Origin of the sequence: Streptomyces sp. NPDC096324, assembly GCF_044763015.1 — a bacterium.
In the GTDB taxonomy this organism is placed as follows: domain Bacteria; phylum Actinomycetota; class Actinomycetes; order Streptomycetales; family Streptomycetaceae; genus Streptomyces.
Map to the genome: position 1 here is coordinate 566,176 of NZ_JBIWFK010000002.1, position 18,045 is coordinate 584,220.

At 71.0% G+C, this 18,045-nt stretch carries 15 protein-coding genes; 10 read left to right on the forward strand and 5 right to left on the reverse strand.

Annotated features, from left to right (window positions below; genetic code table 11):
* The first annotated feature begins 133 nt into the window (after window positions 1–133).
* The 7 genes from ACIQ7M_RS05955 to ACIQ7M_RS05985 all read left to right on the forward strand — a co-directional run bounded on the left by ACIQ7M_RS05955 (window position 134) and on the right by ACIQ7M_RS05985 (window position 7,883).
* Window positions 134–1,993 carry a glycosyltransferase gene (locus ACIQ7M_RS05955; protein ID WP_403640187.1) on the forward strand — a complete coding sequence of 620 codons (1,860 nt, stop codon included), beginning with the start codon at window positions 134–136 and terminating at the stop codon, window positions 1,991–1,993.
* Window positions 1,994–2,000: 7 nt separating this feature from the next.
* Entirely contained in the window at window positions 2,001–2,429 is a 429-nt protein-coding gene (locus ACIQ7M_RS05960; RefSeq protein WP_403640190.1) for a hypothetical protein, read from the forward strand.
* 219 nt (window positions 2,430–2,648) lie between these two features.
* On the forward strand, window positions 2,649–3,431 hold the full coding sequence (locus tag ACIQ7M_RS05965; RefSeq protein ID WP_403640193.1) for a glycosyltransferase family 2 protein: 783 nt from the start codon (window positions 2,649–2,651) through the stop codon (window positions 3,429–3,431).
* Window positions 3,428–4,699 (forward strand): glycosyltransferase, encoded by a 1,272-nt coding sequence (locus tag ACIQ7M_RS05970; protein WP_403640196.1) that lies wholly within the window; start codon window positions 3,428–3,430, stop codon window positions 4,697–4,699. The genes ACIQ7M_RS05965 and ACIQ7M_RS05970 overlap by 4 nt, the downstream gene beginning before the upstream one ends.
* 10 nt (window positions 4,700–4,709) lie before the next feature.
* Window positions 4,710–6,047, forward strand: a complete 1,338-nt coding sequence (locus ACIQ7M_RS05975; protein WP_403640199.1) for a lipopolysaccharide biosynthesis protein — start codon at window positions 4,710–4,712, stop codon at window positions 6,045–6,047.
* On the forward strand, window positions 6,044–7,051 hold the full coding sequence (locus tag ACIQ7M_RS05980; protein ID WP_355769996.1) for a glycosyltransferase family 2 protein: 1,008 nt from the start codon (window positions 6,044–6,046) through the stop codon (window positions 7,049–7,051). The genes ACIQ7M_RS05975 and ACIQ7M_RS05980 overlap by 4 nt, the downstream gene beginning before the upstream one ends.
* 28 nt (window positions 7,052–7,079) lie before the next feature.
* Window positions 7,080–7,883, forward strand: coding sequence for a polysaccharide deacetylase family protein (locus ACIQ7M_RS05985; protein ID WP_403640202.1), 804 nt, complete (start codon window positions 7,080–7,082; stop codon window positions 7,881–7,883).
* 63 nt (window positions 7,884–7,946) lie between these two features.
* On the opposite strand, the gene ACIQ7M_RS05990 is transcribed toward ACIQ7M_RS05985, so the two are convergent.
* Genes ACIQ7M_RS05990 through ACIQ7M_RS06000 form a run of 3 tightly spaced genes read right to left on the reverse strand, consistent with a single transcriptional unit; the run spans window position 7,947 to window position 11,043 of the window.
* Window positions 7,947–8,777 (reverse strand): family 16 glycosylhydrolase, encoded by an 831-nt coding sequence (locus tag ACIQ7M_RS05990; RefSeq protein ID WP_403640205.1) that lies wholly within the window; start codon window positions 8,775–8,777, stop codon window positions 7,947–7,949.
* On the reverse strand, window positions 8,774–9,991 hold the full coding sequence (locus tag ACIQ7M_RS05995; RefSeq protein WP_403640208.1) for an NAD(P)-binding domain-containing protein: 1,218 nt from the start codon (window positions 9,989–9,991) through the stop codon (window positions 8,774–8,776). The genes ACIQ7M_RS05990 and ACIQ7M_RS05995 overlap by 4 nt, the downstream gene beginning before the upstream one ends.
* A complete protein-coding gene (locus ACIQ7M_RS06000) occupies window positions 9,988–11,043 on the reverse strand; it encodes a phosphotransferase family protein (protein WP_403640211.1) in 1,056 nt (351 codons plus the stop codon). The genes ACIQ7M_RS05995 and ACIQ7M_RS06000 overlap by 4 nt, the downstream gene beginning before the upstream one ends.
* 157 nt (window positions 11,044–11,200) lie before the next feature.
* Between ACIQ7M_RS06000 and ACIQ7M_RS06005 the strand changes: the two genes are divergently transcribed.
* Window positions 11,201–12,433, forward strand: a complete 1,233-nt coding sequence (locus tag ACIQ7M_RS06005) for an ATP-grasp domain-containing protein (protein WP_403640214.1) — start codon at window positions 11,201–11,203, stop codon at window positions 12,431–12,433.
* 87 nt (window positions 12,434–12,520) lie between these two features.
* Here ACIQ7M_RS06005 and ACIQ7M_RS06010 read toward each other — a convergent pair whose 3' ends face one another.
* Window positions 12,521–13,207, reverse strand: coding sequence for a family 16 glycosylhydrolase (locus tag ACIQ7M_RS06010; RefSeq protein WP_403640217.1), 687 nt, complete (start codon window positions 13,205–13,207; stop codon window positions 12,521–12,523).
* Between ACIQ7M_RS06010 and ACIQ7M_RS06015 the strand changes: the two genes are divergently transcribed.
* Together ACIQ7M_RS06015 and ACIQ7M_RS06020 are read left to right on the forward strand one after the other, a co-directional pair.
* A complete protein-coding gene (locus ACIQ7M_RS06015; protein ID WP_403640220.1) occupies window positions 13,206–13,502 on the forward strand; it encodes a hypothetical protein in 297 nt (98 codons plus the stop codon). The genes ACIQ7M_RS06010 and ACIQ7M_RS06015 overlap by 2 nt on opposite strands.
* Before the next feature lie 728 nt (window positions 13,503–14,230).
* The gene (locus ACIQ7M_RS06020; protein ID WP_403640222.1) at window positions 14,231–16,177 is read left to right on the forward strand and encodes an SMI1/KNR4 family protein; all 1,947 of its coding nucleotides are present in this window, start codon (window positions 14,231–14,233) and stop codon (window positions 16,175–16,177) included.
* A gap of 156 nt (window positions 16,178–16,333) precedes the next feature.
* On the opposite strand, the gene ACIQ7M_RS06025 is transcribed toward ACIQ7M_RS06020, so the two are convergent.
* Entirely contained in the window at window positions 16,334–18,040 is a 1,707-nt protein-coding gene (locus tag ACIQ7M_RS06025) for a subtype B tannase (protein ID WP_403640225.1), read from the reverse strand.
* Between the last annotated feature and the right edge of the window lie 5 nt (window positions 18,041–18,045).

The window sequence follows — 18,045 nt, forward strand, 5'->3', positions numbered from 1 at the left end:
CCGGAAGGTGCCAGATGCGTCGAGTCAACGCCCCTGTCGGTCACGGTGGGAGGGTGACGGGTCCATCCGAGGAGCCTGTGTGCCGTGGGACGGGGATCGTCGTCGGAGCACCGGTTCTTCGAGAGACCTCTTCATGGGCAAGCTCCAGACGCTGACGGGCGGGCGCATGGCGTCCTTCACCAGCGCTGTGGCACGGTGGCCCGGTACCGCCGCCGGTGAGTCGCGTGATTCCGGCCCGCCGACGGCGCGCCAGTGGACGGCTCGCTTCATCCTCCCCGTGGCCCTCACCCTCTGGCTGTTGTCCCTGCGCGACGTGCACCTCATCGGGATGCGCGACTACGGCCTGCTGCAGGTGCTGCCGGTGCTCTTCTGGGTCGCCCTCGGCCTGCTCACCCTCGGCTTCTGCCTGGCGCTGACCGACCGGCGGACCGCCGGTGGATGGTTCGCGGCCTACGTCCTCGGGCTGATCGCGGTCATCCACGCGACGCCCACACTGCTCTACCCGGCTCTGCGCTACAGCTGGGCGTGGAAACACGTCGCGGTGACCGACGCGGTGATCCGCCACCAGGGCGAGGTGCCTCACGCGGGCAAGCTCGCCATCTACAACCAGTGGCCCGGATTCTTCGACCTCAACGCGTTCTTCCTCCAGGCCACCGGCCTGGATTCGGCGCTCGGCTACGCGACCTGGACCCCGCCCGTCTTCAACGCCGTCCTGCTCGCTCCCCTGCTGCTGCTCTACCGGACGGTGACGCGTGATCGCCGGCTGATCTGGGGGGCGGCGTGGATCTACTACTCGTGCTCCTGGGTCGGTCAGGACTACTTCGCCCCGCAGGCTTTCGCGTTCCTGCTCTTCGTGACCATGATCGCCCTGGTCATGGGGCAGTTGCCCACCTCGGTGCTTCATCGCGGGGGCGACGCGCGGTACATCCGTAGGGGCGACACGCGGGCGGGCGACATCCCCACGGGCCGATGGCCCGTGGGCCGGTTCGTGCTGGTCATGGTGCTCGCGGCCGTCATCATCTCCTCGCACCCGCTGACACCGCTCATGCTGATCAGCGCCCTGGTGGTGCTGTCGCTCCCGCGGCGCAACCGACGGATCGTGCTGCCCGTCCTGGCCGGCACGGTGCTGCTGGCCGTGGCCTGGGACGCCACCGTCGCCCGCCCCTACATCTCGGAGAACCTGAACGACTTCCTCGGCTCACTGCTGAAACCCGACACCAACGTCGTCTCCGGGCTGGCCGCCCTCGGTACGGCGGCCCCGGGCCATGTCGTCGTGGCCTGGGTCGACCGGGGCCTGTCCGCCGCGGTCTTCGTCCTGGCGGCCGTCGCCTGCCTGGCCCGCCCATGGGTCCGCCGCACCGGCCTGCCCCTCCTCGTCCTGGCTCCGCTGCCGGTCCTGGCGGCGAACGCCTACGGCGGAGAGATGATCTTTCGCGCCTATCTCTTCGCGCTGCCCGCCGCCTCGCTGCTGATCGCGGTCCTCCTCCTCGAGCGGGGCAGCCGGCCGCGCCTTCAGGTGCTGGCCGCCTGTCCGCTGCTGCTCGCCCTGCTCGGGGGGCTGATGTTCGGCTACTACGGCAAGGAATCGTCGAACTACTTCACGGAGGACGAGGTGGCGGCCGGGCACTTCGTCGCGGCCACCGCGCCTCCCGGGTCCACGGTCGTCTCGCTGACCTCGGCCGTCCCCGGCCTGTACGCGCGCTACGACGACAACGCCCAGGTGGAGTTCGACCAGCAGGACATCGACGACCGGCGGCGCCTGGTGAAGGATCCGGTGAAGGGCCTGGAGGGGTTCCTCCAGCAGGCCACCCCGCAGCAGCCCGCGTTCATCATCCTGAGCCGGGCTCAGGCCGCCGACATCTACCAGACGGGGGTCCTGCCCGCCGGCACCGTGAACCGCATGGACTCGGCCCTGTCGAAGAACCCGGACTACTTCCCCGTCTACCGCACCAAGGACGCGGTGGTCTACCGGTATCAGGGCACGAAGAGCTGAGGGGGCCATGACCTCCCTGCGCTGGGGGCTCGCGCTGTCCGGCTGGGTGACCCTGGCGGTGGTCACGCTCCTGCCGGACGCCCTGGTCCTGCGCGGTGTGGTGACGACGGCGTTCCTGCTCGTCTGTCCCGGCCTTGCGGCCTCCCGGTGGGCCCGCCCGGGTGCCGTACGCGCCAGGGACCGCACGGCGCTTCTGGAGACGGGTGTCCTGGCGCTGACCCTCAGCGTGTCGATGGCGGTGCTCGTCGTGGAACCACTGTTCCTGCGGGACGCCTTCACCGTCACCCGGGCACTGCTGGCACTGGCCGCCGTCACCTCCGTCCTGACGCTGCTGCCCAGGCGTGGCGGACGGCGGCGCCGCGGGTCGCGAGCCGCCGGGGACTCGGCCGAGAGGACCACTGGGAGCGGTCGGCCCGAACCGCCGGCCCCGGAGTAGGACACCGGAGGCCTCGGAGTGAGTCACGGAAGGCCTCGAGGTGAGACACCGGAGGCCCCTCCGAGCTGCCCGGAAGGGCCTCCGAGCTGCCGCAACACTCCACGTGGGGCGCCGCCTCATGATTCCCGTCGCCGTCTTGACGTCTCTCACAAATCGGGTGAAGGTGTAGATATACGTTGTAAACGTATGTCGTAGGCGCGCACTCGGAGATGCATGATCATGTATAACGACCCGATCGTCAGTGACCAGCGAGAGACCGGAACACACGGCACCGTCAGCCTGGTCGTCCCGGCCCTCAACGAGGCGCGCAACATCGCGTGGGTGTTCGATCAGATCCCGGCCTGCGTGGACGAGGTCATCCTCGTCGACGGCGACTCCACCGACGCCACGGTCCCCATGGCTCAGCACTGCCTGCCGACCGTGCGCAACGTCCGCCAGAGCGGCCCCGGCAAGGGCAACGCGCTGCGCACCGGCTTCCTCGCGGCCAAGGGCGACTACATCGTGATGATGGACGCCGACGGCAGCATGTCGCCGGCGGAGATCCCCCACTTCGTGCACTTCCTCGACCACGGCTACGACTTCGTCAAGGGTTCGAGGTTCGTCGCGGGCGGTGGCTCGCTCGACATCACGCCCATCCGCAAGATGGGCAACCACGTGCTCCTGCTCGCCGCCAACCGGCTGTACGACGCGCACCTGACCGACCTGTGCTACGGCTTCTGCGCCTTCCGGCGCAGCTTCCTCGACCAGCTCGACCTGCACGCCGTCGGTTTCGAGATCGAGGCCGAGATGATCGTGCACGCCCTGCGCTCCGGACTGCGCATCGCCGAGGTCCCCAGCCTCGAACTGCCCCGGCGCAGCGGCTGCTCGAACCTCCACGCCATATCCGACGGGCGCCGGGTGCTGCGTACCCTGCTCTCGGAACGCCCGGGCGCCCCCTCCACCTCCGCCCGGCACACCTCCGCACGCCCCTCCTCCGCCCAGCCGGAGCGGAGCGCGTCGTGAGGGCCGCGCCGGTCCGCTCCCCTCTCGTCCGGCCCCCGGTGCCGGTGGTCGACATCGACCTGGGCCGTCCGGGCGAGTTCCGGCTGCCCGGTGACCGGGGTCCGGCCCGGCCGCGGAGGCAGGCCCGCGCACTCGTACGACTGCACGGTCGCCCCCTCGGCATGGTCAGCGCCGCGAACGCCTCCGGACCCGACGGTCTGTGGCGGGCCCTGGCCGACACGGCGAACGTGGAACTGGCCGAACAGCTCACCCGGCTCCGCGCCGTGGACCGGGCCGAGCACTCCGGCGGCGGCGTCCGGCACCCCGCGCTCCAGCAGGCACCCGCCATCAGCGTCATCGTGGCCACGCGTGACCGGCCGGAGATGCTGCGCCGCTGCCTGCGGTCGCTGCTGCGCTCGACGTACCCCGAGTTCGAGGTCATCGTCGTCGACAACGCCCCGGCCGACGGTGCGACCGAGGCCCTGATCCGCGAAGACTTCGCCGGACGGATCCGCTACGTCCGCGAGCCCGTGGCCGGGCTGGCCCGCGCCCACAACACGGGGCTCGCCCGGGCCCGCGGATCCGTCGTCGCGTTCACGGACGACGACACGCTCGTGGACCCCGGATGGCTGCCGGCGCTGGCCGGGACCTTCGCCCGCGACGTACGGATCGGATGCGTCACCGGGCTGATCGTGCCCGCCGAACTGGAGACCCCGGCCCAGGACGCCCTCGAACGGCAGGGCGGATTCGCGAAGGGGTACGTGCCGGTCACTTGGTCCCTGGCCGATCCGCCGGGGGACCCGCTGTTCCCGTTCACCGCCGGCCGCTTCGGCTCCGGCGCCAACATGGCGTTCCGTACCGACGCGCTCCGCTCGCTGGGCGGCTTCGACACCGCGACCGGTGCCGGGACCCCCGGCCGCGGCGGTGACGACCTGCTCGCCTTCTTCGAGATCCTGACGGCCGGTCACACCCTCGCGTACCAGCCGAGCGCCATCGTCTGGCACTGTCATCGCCGCACCCGGGACGCCGTGGCCGCGCAGGCCTTCGGCTACGGCGCCGGACTCGGCGCCTATCTCACCGGCGCGCTGCTGAGGAACCCCCGCCGGCTGCCCGCCCTGCTGCGGCGACTGCCCCGCGGCATCCACTACGCCATGACCAGATCACGCGCCCGCGGCGCCGATCCCGAGTCCGGCTGGTCACGGCACCTGGCACTCCTGGAGACCAGGGGCATGGTCTACGGGCCCTGCGGCTACCTCCGCGGACGTCTCACCGGCGCCGGAACCCGATGAGGTGAACGGCTTGGACACCACGCCGGTGACCGACTCCGCCGCGAAAGGCGCCCTGCGGCGACGCCCCCTGGTCATGCTGCGAGCGGGGGTCGCCGCGGTGCTCCCGGGCGAACCCGTACTCCGCACGGGGCACGTCCTCGCGGTGAGTTCCCTCGTCAACGCCGGCCTCGGCTTCTTCTTCTGGACCTTCGCGACCCACTGGTACGACGAGCGGACCGTGGGCCTGAGCTACTCGGCACTCATGGCGTCGCTGCTGCTCACGGGCATCGGGCAGCTCAACCTGAACGACTTCCTGGTGCGGTTCGTGCCGACCGCCGGCCGCCGCAGCCGCCGTCTGGTCCTCACCTGCTACGCGGCGAGCACGGCCTTCAGCGTGGTGGCGGCCCTGGTGTTCCTCGCGTTGGTTCCGGTGATCTCACCGAGGCTCGGCTTCCTGCTGACACCGGTCACCGCGACCTGCTTCGTGGTGGCGACCGCCGGATACGCCGTCTTCGTCCTCCAGGACGGCGCGCTCACCGCGGTCCGCATGCCTGGCTGGGTCGTGGGCGAGAACCTGATCTTCGCCGTCGTGAAGATACTGCTGCTCGCACTCGGCGCGGCCCTGGGCTTCTTCTCCGGGATATTGCTGTCGTGGGCGGGCGCTCTCCTGGTGTCGCTGGTCGTGGCCAACTTCGTCCTGATGGGCAAAGGCATACCCCGGCACGAGCGGGAGACGAGGACCGCGCCGCCACCGCCCCGCATGCTCGGGTACGCCGCGGCCGACTATGTCGGCTCCCTGTTCCGGGTCGCCGGATACACCCTGGTCCCACTGATCGTGCTGAACAACTGCGGTGCCGAGGCGAGCGCCTTCTACTCGGTCGCCTGGGGCGTCGCCTACGTTCCCTACCTCATCGCCCGCAACATGGGCACGTCGCTGCTCGCGGAGTCCGCCCGCGGGCCCGAACGGCTCGTGGAGCACTCCCTGCGCGTCCTGCGCCACTCGGGTCTGCTGCTGGGCGCCGTCACCGTCGTCCTGGTCGTCGCGGCCCCGCAGATCCTGTCGATCTTCGGCGCCTCGTACGCCGCCGAAGGATCCACGCTGCTGCGGCTGCTGGCCCTGTCCGCGCTGCCGAACCTGCTGCTGAGCGTGGCCATCGACGTGGCCCGGGCGCAGCGACGCCTTCGCTGGGCGGTGTGGCTCCAGGTGGCGATGTGCGTCCTGGTGCTCGGGCTCACCCATCTGCTGCTGCCGGTGGCCGGCCTCGCGGGCGCGGGCGTCGCCTGGCTCGTCGCCCAGTGTCTGATCGCCGGCTTCCTGGTCGTGTCCCGGTCCCGCTGGCTCGTCCCCGTCACCGAAGGATCGTCATGAACAGCGCACTCTCCGCCGAACGCACCGTCCCCACCCTGGCGGTCGTCATCTGCGCCTACACGCTCGACCGCTGGGAGGACCTGCGGGCCGCGATCGCCTCGGTGCTGGCCCAGGACCCGCCCGCCGACGAGGTCGTACTGGTGATCGACCACAACCGGACCCTTCTGGAGCGGGCCGAGCGGGAGCTGTCCGGCGTCCGCGTGGTGCCGAACCAGCGGCGCCGCGGTCTGTCCGGGGGCCGCAACACCGGAGTGACGGTCTCCCATGCCGACGTGGTGGCCTTCCTCGACGACGACGCCACCGCGGAACCGGGATGGACCGGCCGTCTGCTGGCGCCCTACGGCGACCCCCGGGTGAGGGGAGTCGGCGGTTTCGTCCGGCCGTGGTGGGCCACCGAGCGCCCCCCGTGGTTCCCTCCGGAGTTCGACTGGGTCGTGGGCTGCTCCTATCGGGGACAGCCCCTGAAGGCGGCCCACGTGCGCAACTTCATCGGCGCCAACATGTCCTTCCGCCGAAGCGAACTGATCGCCGTCGGCGGCTTTCTCGACGCCCTCGGACGCGTGGGCAGCCGTCCCGCGGCGAGTTGCGACGAGACCGACCTGTGTCTGCGCATCGCCGCCCGCGACCCGGAGGCCGTCCTGCTGTACGAGCCGCGGGCCGAGATACGACACCGGGTCCCCGAGTCCCGCACGAGCTGGGCGTACTTCCGCAACCGCTGCTACATCGAGGGACTGTCCAAGGCGCTGGTGGCACGGCGCTGCGGCAGCGGACCGGCGCTGTCCAGCGAACGCGTGTACGTGCGGTCGGTCATCCCGCGTGCCCTCGCCCGCAACCTCACCCGGATCCGCCGCCCCGGCGCGCTGCGCACGATCGCGGCGCTGTCCGGGGGTGTCGGCGCGACCGTCACCGGGTACCTCGTCGGATCGATCCGTCCGCTGGGTTCCCGGGACTCCTCCCGCCGTCCCCGAGAAGCGGCGGAGCCGACGACGACGGCCCGGTCATGAGCACGGAAGCGACCACGAAGGCCCGGTCATGAGCGTCGTACCCGTCTTCCTGTACCACGCGGTGTCGGACGACTCACCGCCGTGGCTGGCGCAGTTCACGGTGAGTCCCGGCACGTTCGTGGAGCACCTGGACATGATCGCCGACAGCGGACTGCGCGTGATCCCCCTGCGGCGACTGGTCGCGGCTCTGCTGGGCGGCCCTTCGGTGCCCGCACGGTCGGCGGTGCTGACCTTCGACGACGGATACGCGGACTTCGCCTCGACGGTGGCTCCCCTGCTCGCCGCACGAGGCCTTCCCTCGACCCTGTACGTGACCACGGGCGCCCTGCGGCCCTCGGACACCACGCCGTTCCCGTCCGCGGCGACCCTGACCTGGGCCCAGGTCAGGGAGTTGGACGCGGCCGGGGTCGAGATCGGCGGACACACCGAGACGCATCCGCAACTGGACACGCTGCCCCGGACCTGGGTGCGGGACGAGGTGGCCGGCTGCAAGCGGCGGATCGAGGACGAACTCGGGCACCCCGTCGGCTCCTTCGCCTATCCGCACGGCTATTCCAGCCGTACCGTGCGCGCGCTGGTACGGGAGGCCGACTGGACGTCGGCCGCCGCCATCCGGGCGGCCTCGGCCTTCAGTTCGGAGCGGGACGACCCTCTGCGGTTCGCCCGGCTCATGGTCCGGGCCGACACCGGCCGGGACCGCTTCGCGCTCTGGACGAGCGGTGCGGGAGCCCCCGTGGCACCGTTCGCCGAGGGGCCCCGGACCAGAGGCTGGCGAGCGTACCGCCGGGCGAGGGCGGCGGTCGGCCTGCCGTACCGGGCGATCCCGGCCTGACTCACTCACCGGCCCGCGGCCCTCGGTGGGACGCCCCGGCCGGAACCGACCCCTGACGGCGCGTCAACGCTGCCAGACCCGGACCCAGTCCACGAGCATCCGCGCCGCGTCGGTGCCCGGGGGCGGGGTGTAGGGGAGGCCGACGGCCAGGTTGAGGATGACCTCCATGGGCTCGTGGGGAATGCGCTCGGGCTCACTCACCCGGAACCGTTCGATCCCGTCCACGTACCAGACCAGTCTGTCCTTCTCCCAGAGCAGCCCGAAGACGTGATAGCCGTCGGGAAAGCCGTCCGAGGTGAAGGTCCCCCGCTGCTTCCTCTCCTCGCCCTCGGCGTTCCGCCAGTGCACGAACATCGACAGTGTGCGCGGCGTACCGAGGAATTCCATGATGTCGATCTCGGGCGGGGTGTAGCGGCTCGCGGGCATCATCCAGAACTCCGGTGCCATCCCGCCCTGTGGCGGAATGCGGATCGCCGCCTCGAAGTAGCCGTAGGTGAAGGTCTTCCGCGGCTGGGCGTACCAATTGTCCCGGCCGGTGGAGATCATGCCGGACACCCAGGGGTAGACCTTTCCGTCGCCGCCGCGGACGGACCGGCGCTGGGCGTCGAGGCTCAGTTTCCCACCACTCACGGTGACCTGGCCGGGCTGGTACCACTCCAGTTCGTGGTTGGTGCTGATGGTGCAGCCGTGGTCGTTCCAGTCGTAGCACGTGGCCCAGCGGTCCTTGTCCAGACGTGAGCCGTCGAAGTCGTCGTGGAGGACCAGTCGCCAGTCGCCCTGTGCCGGGGGCCGGGGCGTCGCCGTCCCTGAAGTGGCCCCGGGCGCGGGCCCGCCTGCGCCGCATGCCACCAGCAGCAGCATGAGCGCCCCGAGCACCACGCCTCGCACCCTCATCGGCGGGTACGTGTCCCGTCCGCGACGGAGCGGGCCACCCGGCGCGCGGCGAATCCGGTGCCCGCGACGAACCTCAGCACGGGGCCGAAGGCGGGAGCGGCGGCCAGTCCGGTGAAGAACAGACCGGGCACGGAGGACTCGAACCCGGAGGACAGTTTTGGTGCGCCGTGGACCGTCCATATCTCCCGGCGGAGTCGGGGTGCCAGCAGTCGGAGCCGGTCGACGTCCACCCGGTATCCCGTGGCCAGCAGCAGATGGCCGGCCCGCAGCACCCTCGTCCGCGCGTCGGCGTCCACGACATCGAGGCGAACCATGCCGTCCTCGACCCCCGAGGAGCGGACCGTACGGCCGCACAGCACGGGAATGTCGTCCATGCGGGGCGGCAGCCACCAGCCACCGGACGGTCCGAGCACCTCGTGCAGCAGCCGCCTCCGCAGCCCCGGCGGCAGATGGCGGATGGCGCCGCCGCCGTGGCAGCACGCCAGCAGCGACCAGCCCGGTCCGAGCGGCGAACCCGGCTTCAGCAGCCGTACCGGACGCGGCCGGTCGGACGGCCGGTCGGTGTCGGGCGGGCTGCCGAACGTGACGGACGGCGCGCGGGCGATCACGGTGGGAAGGGCCCCGGCCTCGTGCAGCAGCGCGGCGCTCTCCAGCGCCGACTGCCCCGCTCCGAGGACGGCGACCCGCTGCCCCGAGAACCGGGAGAGATCACGGTGCCGGCTGGTGTGGGAGACCAGTTCCCCGGGGAGACGGCTCGTCAGCTCCGCGGGCTCGTGGGCGAAGGGGACCTGCCCGGCGGCCATCACGACGTTCTCGGCGAGGAACTCCTCCCCGGAGTCCAGGGTGACACCGAACAGCCCGTCCACATGCTCGACGCCTCGGACGCTCCGGCGCTCCAGTTCCGGCACGCGGCGCTCCTGGAACCACCGCCCGTACGCGATCATCTCCTCGACCGGGATGGGGTACCGGTCGCCCACGGGTCCCCGTCCCCGCGCGGTCCGGAAGTCCTCCAGGCGGTACCCGGACTCCGGCGCGGAGATGGAGGAGGCGGCGGGAACCGATTTCAGATACATGCCCATGGGCATGTTGGTGTGCCAGGACTCCATGGGCTCACCGAACACCCTCCGTGGCGTCCCTGACGCGCTCAGCCAGGCGGCCGTGGCCAGCCCGTAGGGGCCCGCTCCGATGACGACCGTGGGCGCCGACGCCGTCACGGCCGCGCACCGGCCCAGCGGGCGCATTCGTCGAGCACGGGTGCCACCGTGTGGGTGAGCCACCCGTAGCTGTGACCGAACCTCGGCGATTTGCGCACGTTGTTCGCCACGTGCCACAGCCAGCTCAGGAGGGGAATGGCCACCGGGTCGGCGACGTCGCGGTCCGGGTCGAGGCCGGCCAGCGCGAGCAGGGCGCGGTCTGCGTCCGGGACCCGGCCGACGCGCAGCGTCTCGGCGACCAGGCCGCCCAGCGGACGCCCGGTGAGTGTACTGCGCAGGGCCACCACGAAGGCGTAGGCGTCGATCTCGCAGGGCCCGTCGACGCGGCCGCTGCTCCAGTCGAAGACACCGGTGACCCGGAGGGGGACGTGGCCGAGCAGCACGTTGCCGGGATGGTAGTCGCCATGGGTCCAGCCCTCGGTCAGCACGGCACCGGCCAGGGCCGCGTCCAGCCGCTGGCGCAGGGCCTCGAACGCGGCGGCTCGTCTGCCGGACCGGTAGCGGGGCATCCCGGCCGAGAGCGCCGTGAGCTGCGACTCGCACCAGGCCGGCGTCCGGTCGGCCGCCGCACGGCGTCGCCCCGTGGCGGCCCGCAGATCCGCCAGGAGTCGCAGGGCGGGAGTCACGATCGCCTGGGCTTCGTCGGGCGTGTCCATGATCAGTCGCTCGGCCGGGACGCCCGGGAGCGTGTTCTGGGCAAAGGTCCCCTGGGGGCCGGGCGATCCGACGACCCGCGGCAGGAGGGAACGCCAGGGAGCGAGCCGGCTGTCGTCGTCGAGCTCCCGGAGGACTTCCCGCTCCCGAGCCGTGACGGCGGCCCCTGCCTCGTTCCTGGGGTGTTTGACGACCAGGCTTCCCGCGCCGCGCCGCAGCTCGAACATCAGCAGGCCCGCCTCGGGCAGCGAGGGCCGCCGGACGACGGTGATGTCCCTGGCGCCGGCGCCGCGGACGAGCCAGTGGGCCCGGAGGCGGTCATCGAGGCCGGCCAGCGCCCGTGGGAAGTAGAGGGGCAGCAAACCGGAGAGCGAGGACATCGTGGCGGGTGGCTTCATACCAGACCTCGCCGGGCCGTCAGCGGCACGACCCGCGGTTGCCGGGGATAATGATTACGGCGATCTGTCACATATGAATGGATCTACAAGCATAAGTGGATCTACGAGCTTCATCCATATTAGTTCCTTTCGGGAGAAGCTTCCCGGAGAGGGGCGGGTGGTCTTCTTGCTGGACGACGAAGTGCCCGTACTCCTCGCCCGGATCGGCAACTATCCGCTGCACCACGGCAGTCTGGGCGTGGTGCGCACGCTCGGGCGGCTGGGCGTCCCGGTCCACGCCGTCGTCGAGGACCGCTTCACCCCGGTCGCTCTCTCGCGCCACCTCACGAGCGGGTTCGTGTGGCCGACGACCGGCCGCGAGGAACCGGAACGGCTCGCGGACGGCCTGCTGTCCATCGGCCGCAGGATCGGCGCCCGGTGTGTGGCGGTGCCGACCGACGACGAGGCGGCGATCGTGCTCGCGGAGTACGCGGACCTGCTGAAGGAGTGCTTCCTGATTCCGCCCGTGCCGGCCCGTCTGCCGCGGCTGCTGGCCTGCAAGGCGAGCCTGCACCGGATCTGTACGGAGGTCGGCGTCCCCTCGCCGCGGTCACGGGCGCCGACGAGCCGTGACGAACTGGTCGACGCGGGCCGCGAGCTCGGATATCCGCTGGTGCTCAAGAATCTGGCGCCGTTCAGCCGGCTCCGCACCCCGGCCGTCAGCGGCACCACCATCGTGGTGCCCCACGAGCGGGCACTCCTCGACCGCTTCCCGGGGGCCGCGCCGCCACCTGTCCTCGTGCAGGAGTACATCCCCAGACAGCAGGCGGAGGACTGGATCACCCACATCTACTCCGGTGCCGGCGGTGTGCCGCGCGCCCTGTTCACCGGCTTGAAACTGCGCTCCTGGCCTCCGTACGCGGGCATGACCGCCCGCGCGGTGGCGCTGCGCAACTCCGAACTGGCCGGGCTGGCGGAGCGACTGTGCCGCCGCATCGGGTACAGCGGACTCGCGGACCTCGACTGGCGTTACGACCGTCGCGACGGGCAGTACAAACTCGTCGACTTCAACCCGCGCACCGGTGCCCAGTTCCGCCTGTTCGAGAACGTCCACGGAGTGGATGTCGTCCGCGCCATGCATCTGGACCTGACCGGCCGGACCGTGCCGGACGGCGCCCAGGTCGAGGGGCGGGTCTTCGTCGCCGGCCAGTTGGACTTCGCGTCGGTCGCGGCATGGCTGCGCCATGAGCGCCGGCTGCCGCCCGACCTCCTGAACGAGCGGCCCTCCGAGCGGGCCTGGCTCTGCCGGGACGATCCCCTGCCGGCCGCGGCCGAGGCGGTCCGGTTCACGGCGCTGGTGACCTGGCGTCTGCTGCGGCCGGGGCGTTCCGGCCCGGCGAGTTGTCGTTGACCGGACACACGTCGCGCCCGGGCACCGGCCGCGTGAAGCGGTCGGCGCCCGGGCGCGAGGGTGCGGTCGGTACTGCCGGACCTCACATCAGTGCTGCCAGACCCTCACGTAGTCGACCTTCATGTCGGCGGGAGCCACGTTGGTTCCGCTGTGACTGGGGTTGATGGCGTTGTTGAGGATCAGATACATCGGGGCGGACGTGATCCCGGAGGTGATCTGACCGACCTGCTTTCCGTCGTAGAAGTATGTGACGGAGCCCTGCTTCCATTCGGCGCCGAACGTGTGCCAGCCACCGGAGTAATTGCCGGAAGCGCAGCCTCCGGGACCACCCGCCGTGGAATGGAAGTGATAACAGGCGGAGCCGCCCAGGCCTTCCAGGACGTCCAGCTCGCCGTCCGTCGGCCAGTTCTGCCCGTCCGCCCAGAACGAGGGCCAGTTGGCCATCTGCGACCCGGACGAGGGCGTGTAGATGCGGGCCTCGAAAGCGCCGTAGGTGAACTGGGCCTTCTTGTTGCTGGTCACGATCCCGGAAACGTACGGATACGTCTTGCCGTCGACGGTGGTCGGCTTCTCGATGAGGTTGAGGTGGAGGGATCCGTCGCCGACGGTGACCTGCGACGGGGAATAGGCGGACGCTTCAGCGGAGTTCGGCGGCTTGGTGACACACGTAGGACAACCGAACCAGTTCGCGTTCCACTTGGACGTGTCGAGACCGGTGCCGTTGAATTCGTCGCCGAACACCTGGTGCCAGGTTCCACCGATACCGACAGGCATGGCGGCGCCGGACGGCGTCGAGGATGACGTGCTCGGCGTCGGCGTGGACGCCGGAGTCGAGGCGGGTGTCGAGGCGGGCGTGGTCGCGGGTGTCGACGTCGGCGTGGACGCCGGGGTCGAGGCCGGAGCCGACGAGGGCGCGGACGTCGGTGTCGGCGTCACGGAGGACGTCGGTGTCGCGGTCGGCGTCGCGGTCGGTGTCGCGGAGGAGCCGGTACCCGTCGTGGTGCCGGCGGTGAAGGATTTCACCGGAGAGACGCTGTGCCAGCGGTCGTGGAACTTGTACGCCACATAATACGTGTAGGTGCCGGCCGGAAATGCGCGGGAGCCCGACGTGTACGCGGTGGGCCGGGTTCCCAGAGTGGCCGCGGCGGCTCCGGGAAAGTCGTACTTACCACCGTCGGCGGACCGTACGGCGACGGTCAGCGACTGCAGTTTGATCGTTTTGGCGCTGTGGACCGCGGCGGCGGCTTTGGACTGACCGTTCGAGGCCGCCGACACGGAAAGGGAATCGACCACGACGGCGGGAGTGGACGCCTCCGCCTGATCCGTTTGCGTAAGGACGCCTCCGGCGACCGCGGCGGTGGCGACCGCGAGCGCACCCAATTTCGTTCGCATGGCGCGAGGACGACGATGTTTACGCATATCAATTGTACGATTCATTGGCATGTACGCGTGACCTTTCGCCCCCATGCGACACAGGTGTGCCACGCAAAGCCGGTGGGCAATGGCGGACTGAACGGTCCTGGACTCTGCGGGAGGCGAACTCGATCCGCAAGTACCCGACCGACGGCGGGCACCGCATTCCTCAGGGGAAACTCATGTCTCGCAGTCGAGTTGGCCGGGTGGAGCCCGGCCCAGTGATGTCCGACACTTTGGGGGGCAATTCGGTCATACACTCCAAATCGCCTGCCCTCGGCCCCAGTCGGCGACTGCGGGGCACCGCGGCTCGCGTCACTGCGGGCCGCATCACCGACGGCGTGCGCGGGGCCACTGTCAGTGGCGGGTGGCAGCATCGGATTCATGACCGAGACCACGACGTTCGCCTGGCGGCCCTTCCTGCTCACCTGGAGCGGGGAGTGGGCGGATTCCCTGCCCGAGGACGAGACACGGGACGAGGACGCGAGCGCCCGGCAGGCGCGCTGGCTGGGCTTCCCGCCCGCGTCCGAGGAACGGATCGCGGCCATGGAGGAGCGCCTGGGCCGGCGCATGCCCCCGTCGTACCGGGAGTTCCTCAAGGTCACGGACGGCTGGCGGCACGCGGGCGGGTTCGTGTGGCTGCTGGCGGGGACCCGGGGCGCCGACTGGCACGACGACGCGTCGGGACTCGGGGAGTCGTTCGAGGAGTATCTGGACGAGGACGCCGGGCCCGAGGAGCGCAGGGAAGTGGACATCTGGCGGCGCGGACTGCAGCTCGACGTGGAGTCCGACGCCACCTACGTCCTGATGGATCCCGAGGACGTGGACGAGGACGGCGAGTGGGCCGTGTACACCTGGGCGAGCTGGCGCGCCGAGCCGCCCGAACGGCACGCGAACTTCCTCGAGTTCATGCGGGACATGCACCGGGAGTTCCACAGTCTGCGGGCGCACGGGGGCGACGGGGAGCCGGTGTTCGTCAACGACACGACACGGGAGCAGGACGCCCGGGTGGCCGAGGCGCGGCTGGAGACGCTGGGCGGCGGCTGGGAGCGGGCCGTGGCGGCGCTGGACGATGCCAGGAGTTACGGCAGGCCCCGGGCCGCCGGTCTGGGTGACCAGATACGGCGTCTGCTCGGCAAGACCTCCATGGTGTATTACGAGGACCTGGTGACGGACCCTCGGTACGCGTCCGATCTGCTGCCGCCGCTGGTCGCCGAGCACGCGGCGAACTCGTACGGGGACGACTCGACGCTGAAGTTCCATCTGCGGGGCGCCGATGACGACCTGGTGACACTCGCCTACGCGACGCTGGATCAGGTGAGGAGCGGGACCTACCGGTACACACCGGGCGGTGCGTTCGGGGAGGCTGTCGAGCGGGCGCGGGAGACGGCGCGGTGGGGAGACACCGACGGGGCGTGGCGGACACTGCGGGACGCCGTGCCCTTGTGGGAGCCCTTGGGACCCGATCATCTGGCACCACTGGGGTGGGTGGCCGACCCCGTGCTCGGGCCGCTGCTGACCCCGGAGCGGGGCCGCGAGCTGCTGTCCACGCCGAGGGGCGGGCAGGCCGGTGAGGTCCCTGATCCGACGCCCGATCTCGACCCCGGCGGCCTGGCGTGGCTCGCGGAGCCGGAGCGGGGCGACAACCGCAGGTCCTACCGCTTCGTCCTGGTGGAGGGTGTGGAACCGCGGGAGATGCCCGGACGTCTCGCGGACGGCGGCTCCGGGCTCGACGAACCCATGACCCTCTGGGAGGCACGGAGCAGATCCCTGCGCGGCAAGCGGGAGTTCTCCTCCTACGACGACGAGGCCCTCGTGGCGGTCGGCCGGGCCGGCGACGGCTGGAGCTTCGCCTACGACGGCGCCCCCGCCCCCTTCAACCGGCAGCGGTTCGTCTCCCCCGCGACACGCGTCGGCGCGGCCACCCGCGCGGTGGTGGTGTGGAGCGGCCTCGGGGCACGGCACGGGGAGCCGTTCTTCCACCTCTCGGTGGCGCGGGACGGTACCGAGCGGTGCGCGTTCACGTACGCGGAGGGGAAGGTCAGGAGGAGCGGGGAGATACCGGAGACGCTGGACCCCGACCGGTTCTTCGGCGGATCGGAGGGCGGCGCCGAGGTGGAACGGCGGCTACTGGAAGCGGTGGCCGCGGAGTTCGGCGTCCATCTGCCGCGTCACGCGATCCGGGGCGGGCGGCTGCACTCGTTCACCACCCGTTCGTGGACCCGGCCGCCCGGGGACGGGGAGGGGTACATGGTGATCCAGATGAATGCGGGAGCACCGCTACCGGCGGACGACGAACCGGCGGGAGACGACGGACCGGTGACCGAGTAGCGAACGTCCGGGCCGACGGCTCCGGCCGGCACGGGGCCCTCCGGCCGGCACGGAGCCTCCGGCCCGCACGGGCCGTCACGTTGGCCGGGGCGCTCCCGCCGGCACAGGGGCCCGCCCGGGCGGGCCCCCTCGGCTCACGTGGCTCTGTCGGCGCGGCTAGTGCGAGACGGAGCCGTGGTGCGGGCCGGCGAGCGGATCGCCGGCCTTTCCGACCACCTCGGCGATCCAGGCCATCGCCTCGGGCACGTCGTAGTTGCCGGCGTGCGGCTGGTTCCAGGCGAGCCGGTAGTCGACGTTCTTGACCTGCTTGTCCGCCTCCAGCACCCGGTCCAGGTTGACCGAGATGATGAAGGAGGTGTCCCGGTCGCGGGTGCCGTTGCGGACGTACCAGTTCGGCGCGGTGTCGGCGCTCGTGCCGACGAAGTCCATGGGGTCGACGAGGTGGATCTGGTCGTCGAGGGTCGTGCTCCGCTTGCCGGTGTACTGGTCCCAGGTCAGCCCGGTGTCGTCGGTGCCGCTGCCGTCACCGGCGACGTCGTTGTGGTTCCAGCTCCACTCGGTGTAGTTCATGTACGTCTGGGTGTACGGGCCGAAGAGGTTGGTCTCCGTCCGGCTGGTGGTGTTCCCGTGCACGCCCACGGCGTCGAAGGCGGGCGTCGTCTTCAGCGTGGCCTGGGTGGCGACGAACTTCAGGTACTTCGCCATCTCGACCGACACCACCTTGTCCGTCGCGTTGTCGACGTCGATCCAGTCGTTGACGTACGACTTGGTGGTGGTCCCGCCGGGCCCGCCGGACGTGATGTCGAAGGTGGCTCCGAGCGCCGGAACGGTGTTGGCCGGGTCGGCCCTCATATAGGTCTCCGCGGAGCGGATCACCTCCTTCCTGATCGTGTCGAGCATGTCGTCGGCGGTGAGCCTCGATCCGTCAGGATTGCGGAGCTTGAGGCTCTTCTCGTACGCGGGGAACCCGGCCGCGATCTCGGCGGCGTCCTCGGGCGTGGCGTTCGAGCCGGTCGCGTCACGGGTGCCGAGGACGTTGTAGAGCCACTCGTAGGCCGTGTCGGCGTTGCCGAGGTCGGTGATCGGGCAGTACGCGTTGACCGCGAACACGTCGTCGCGCAGGGTGCTGCGGCCCTTGGAGTCGATGCCCGCGGCGCCGATCGCGGCGAGGTAGGTGTCGTACTCCGCGCTGTTGCCCGAAGCGCCGAGGATCGAGGACAGCGCGCCGCCTCCGCTGGTGCCGTTGACGACGATCCGCTCGGCGCTGCCGGGCATGGCGGCGTCGTTGAGACGGAGGTAGCGCACCGCGGCCTTGGCGTCGACCGCCGCGGCGGGGGCCTTGCCCGGCGAGGATCCGTCGGCGCCGGCCAGCCCGCGGCTGCGGTTGGCGACGTCCACGAAGACGTAACCGGCCTTCAGCGCCGCGCCGACGTTGCTCGTCGCGCTGTTGTAGGACGCGCCGTCGGTGACACTCGCCTTGATGTAACTGGCCATCCAGCCCGCGTTGTTCACCGCGAAGTAGACGGGCGCGCGCTGGTCGTCGAAGGCGCTCTCGGGCACGAAGACGTTCATGCTCTCGTAGCCGCAGCGCGTGTTCGCGATGGTGGTGGAACCGTTGATGCCGGACTGCTGCGCGGCCGCGGCGACCGGGTCGGCGACGTAGCAGAGTTCCTTGTAGGAGCGCACCTCGACCGGCTGCCCGTCTACGGTGACGGTGAGCGTCGTGTAGGCGCCGGCGTCGAAGGCCAGCGCGGCGTCCTCCGGGTCCACGGCGTGCGCGTGCGACGCGGTCTGTCCCTGGGACGCGATCGCGGACGAGGGCACCGCGAACGCCGTCAGGGCGAGTGAGCCCGCTATCGCCATGCCCC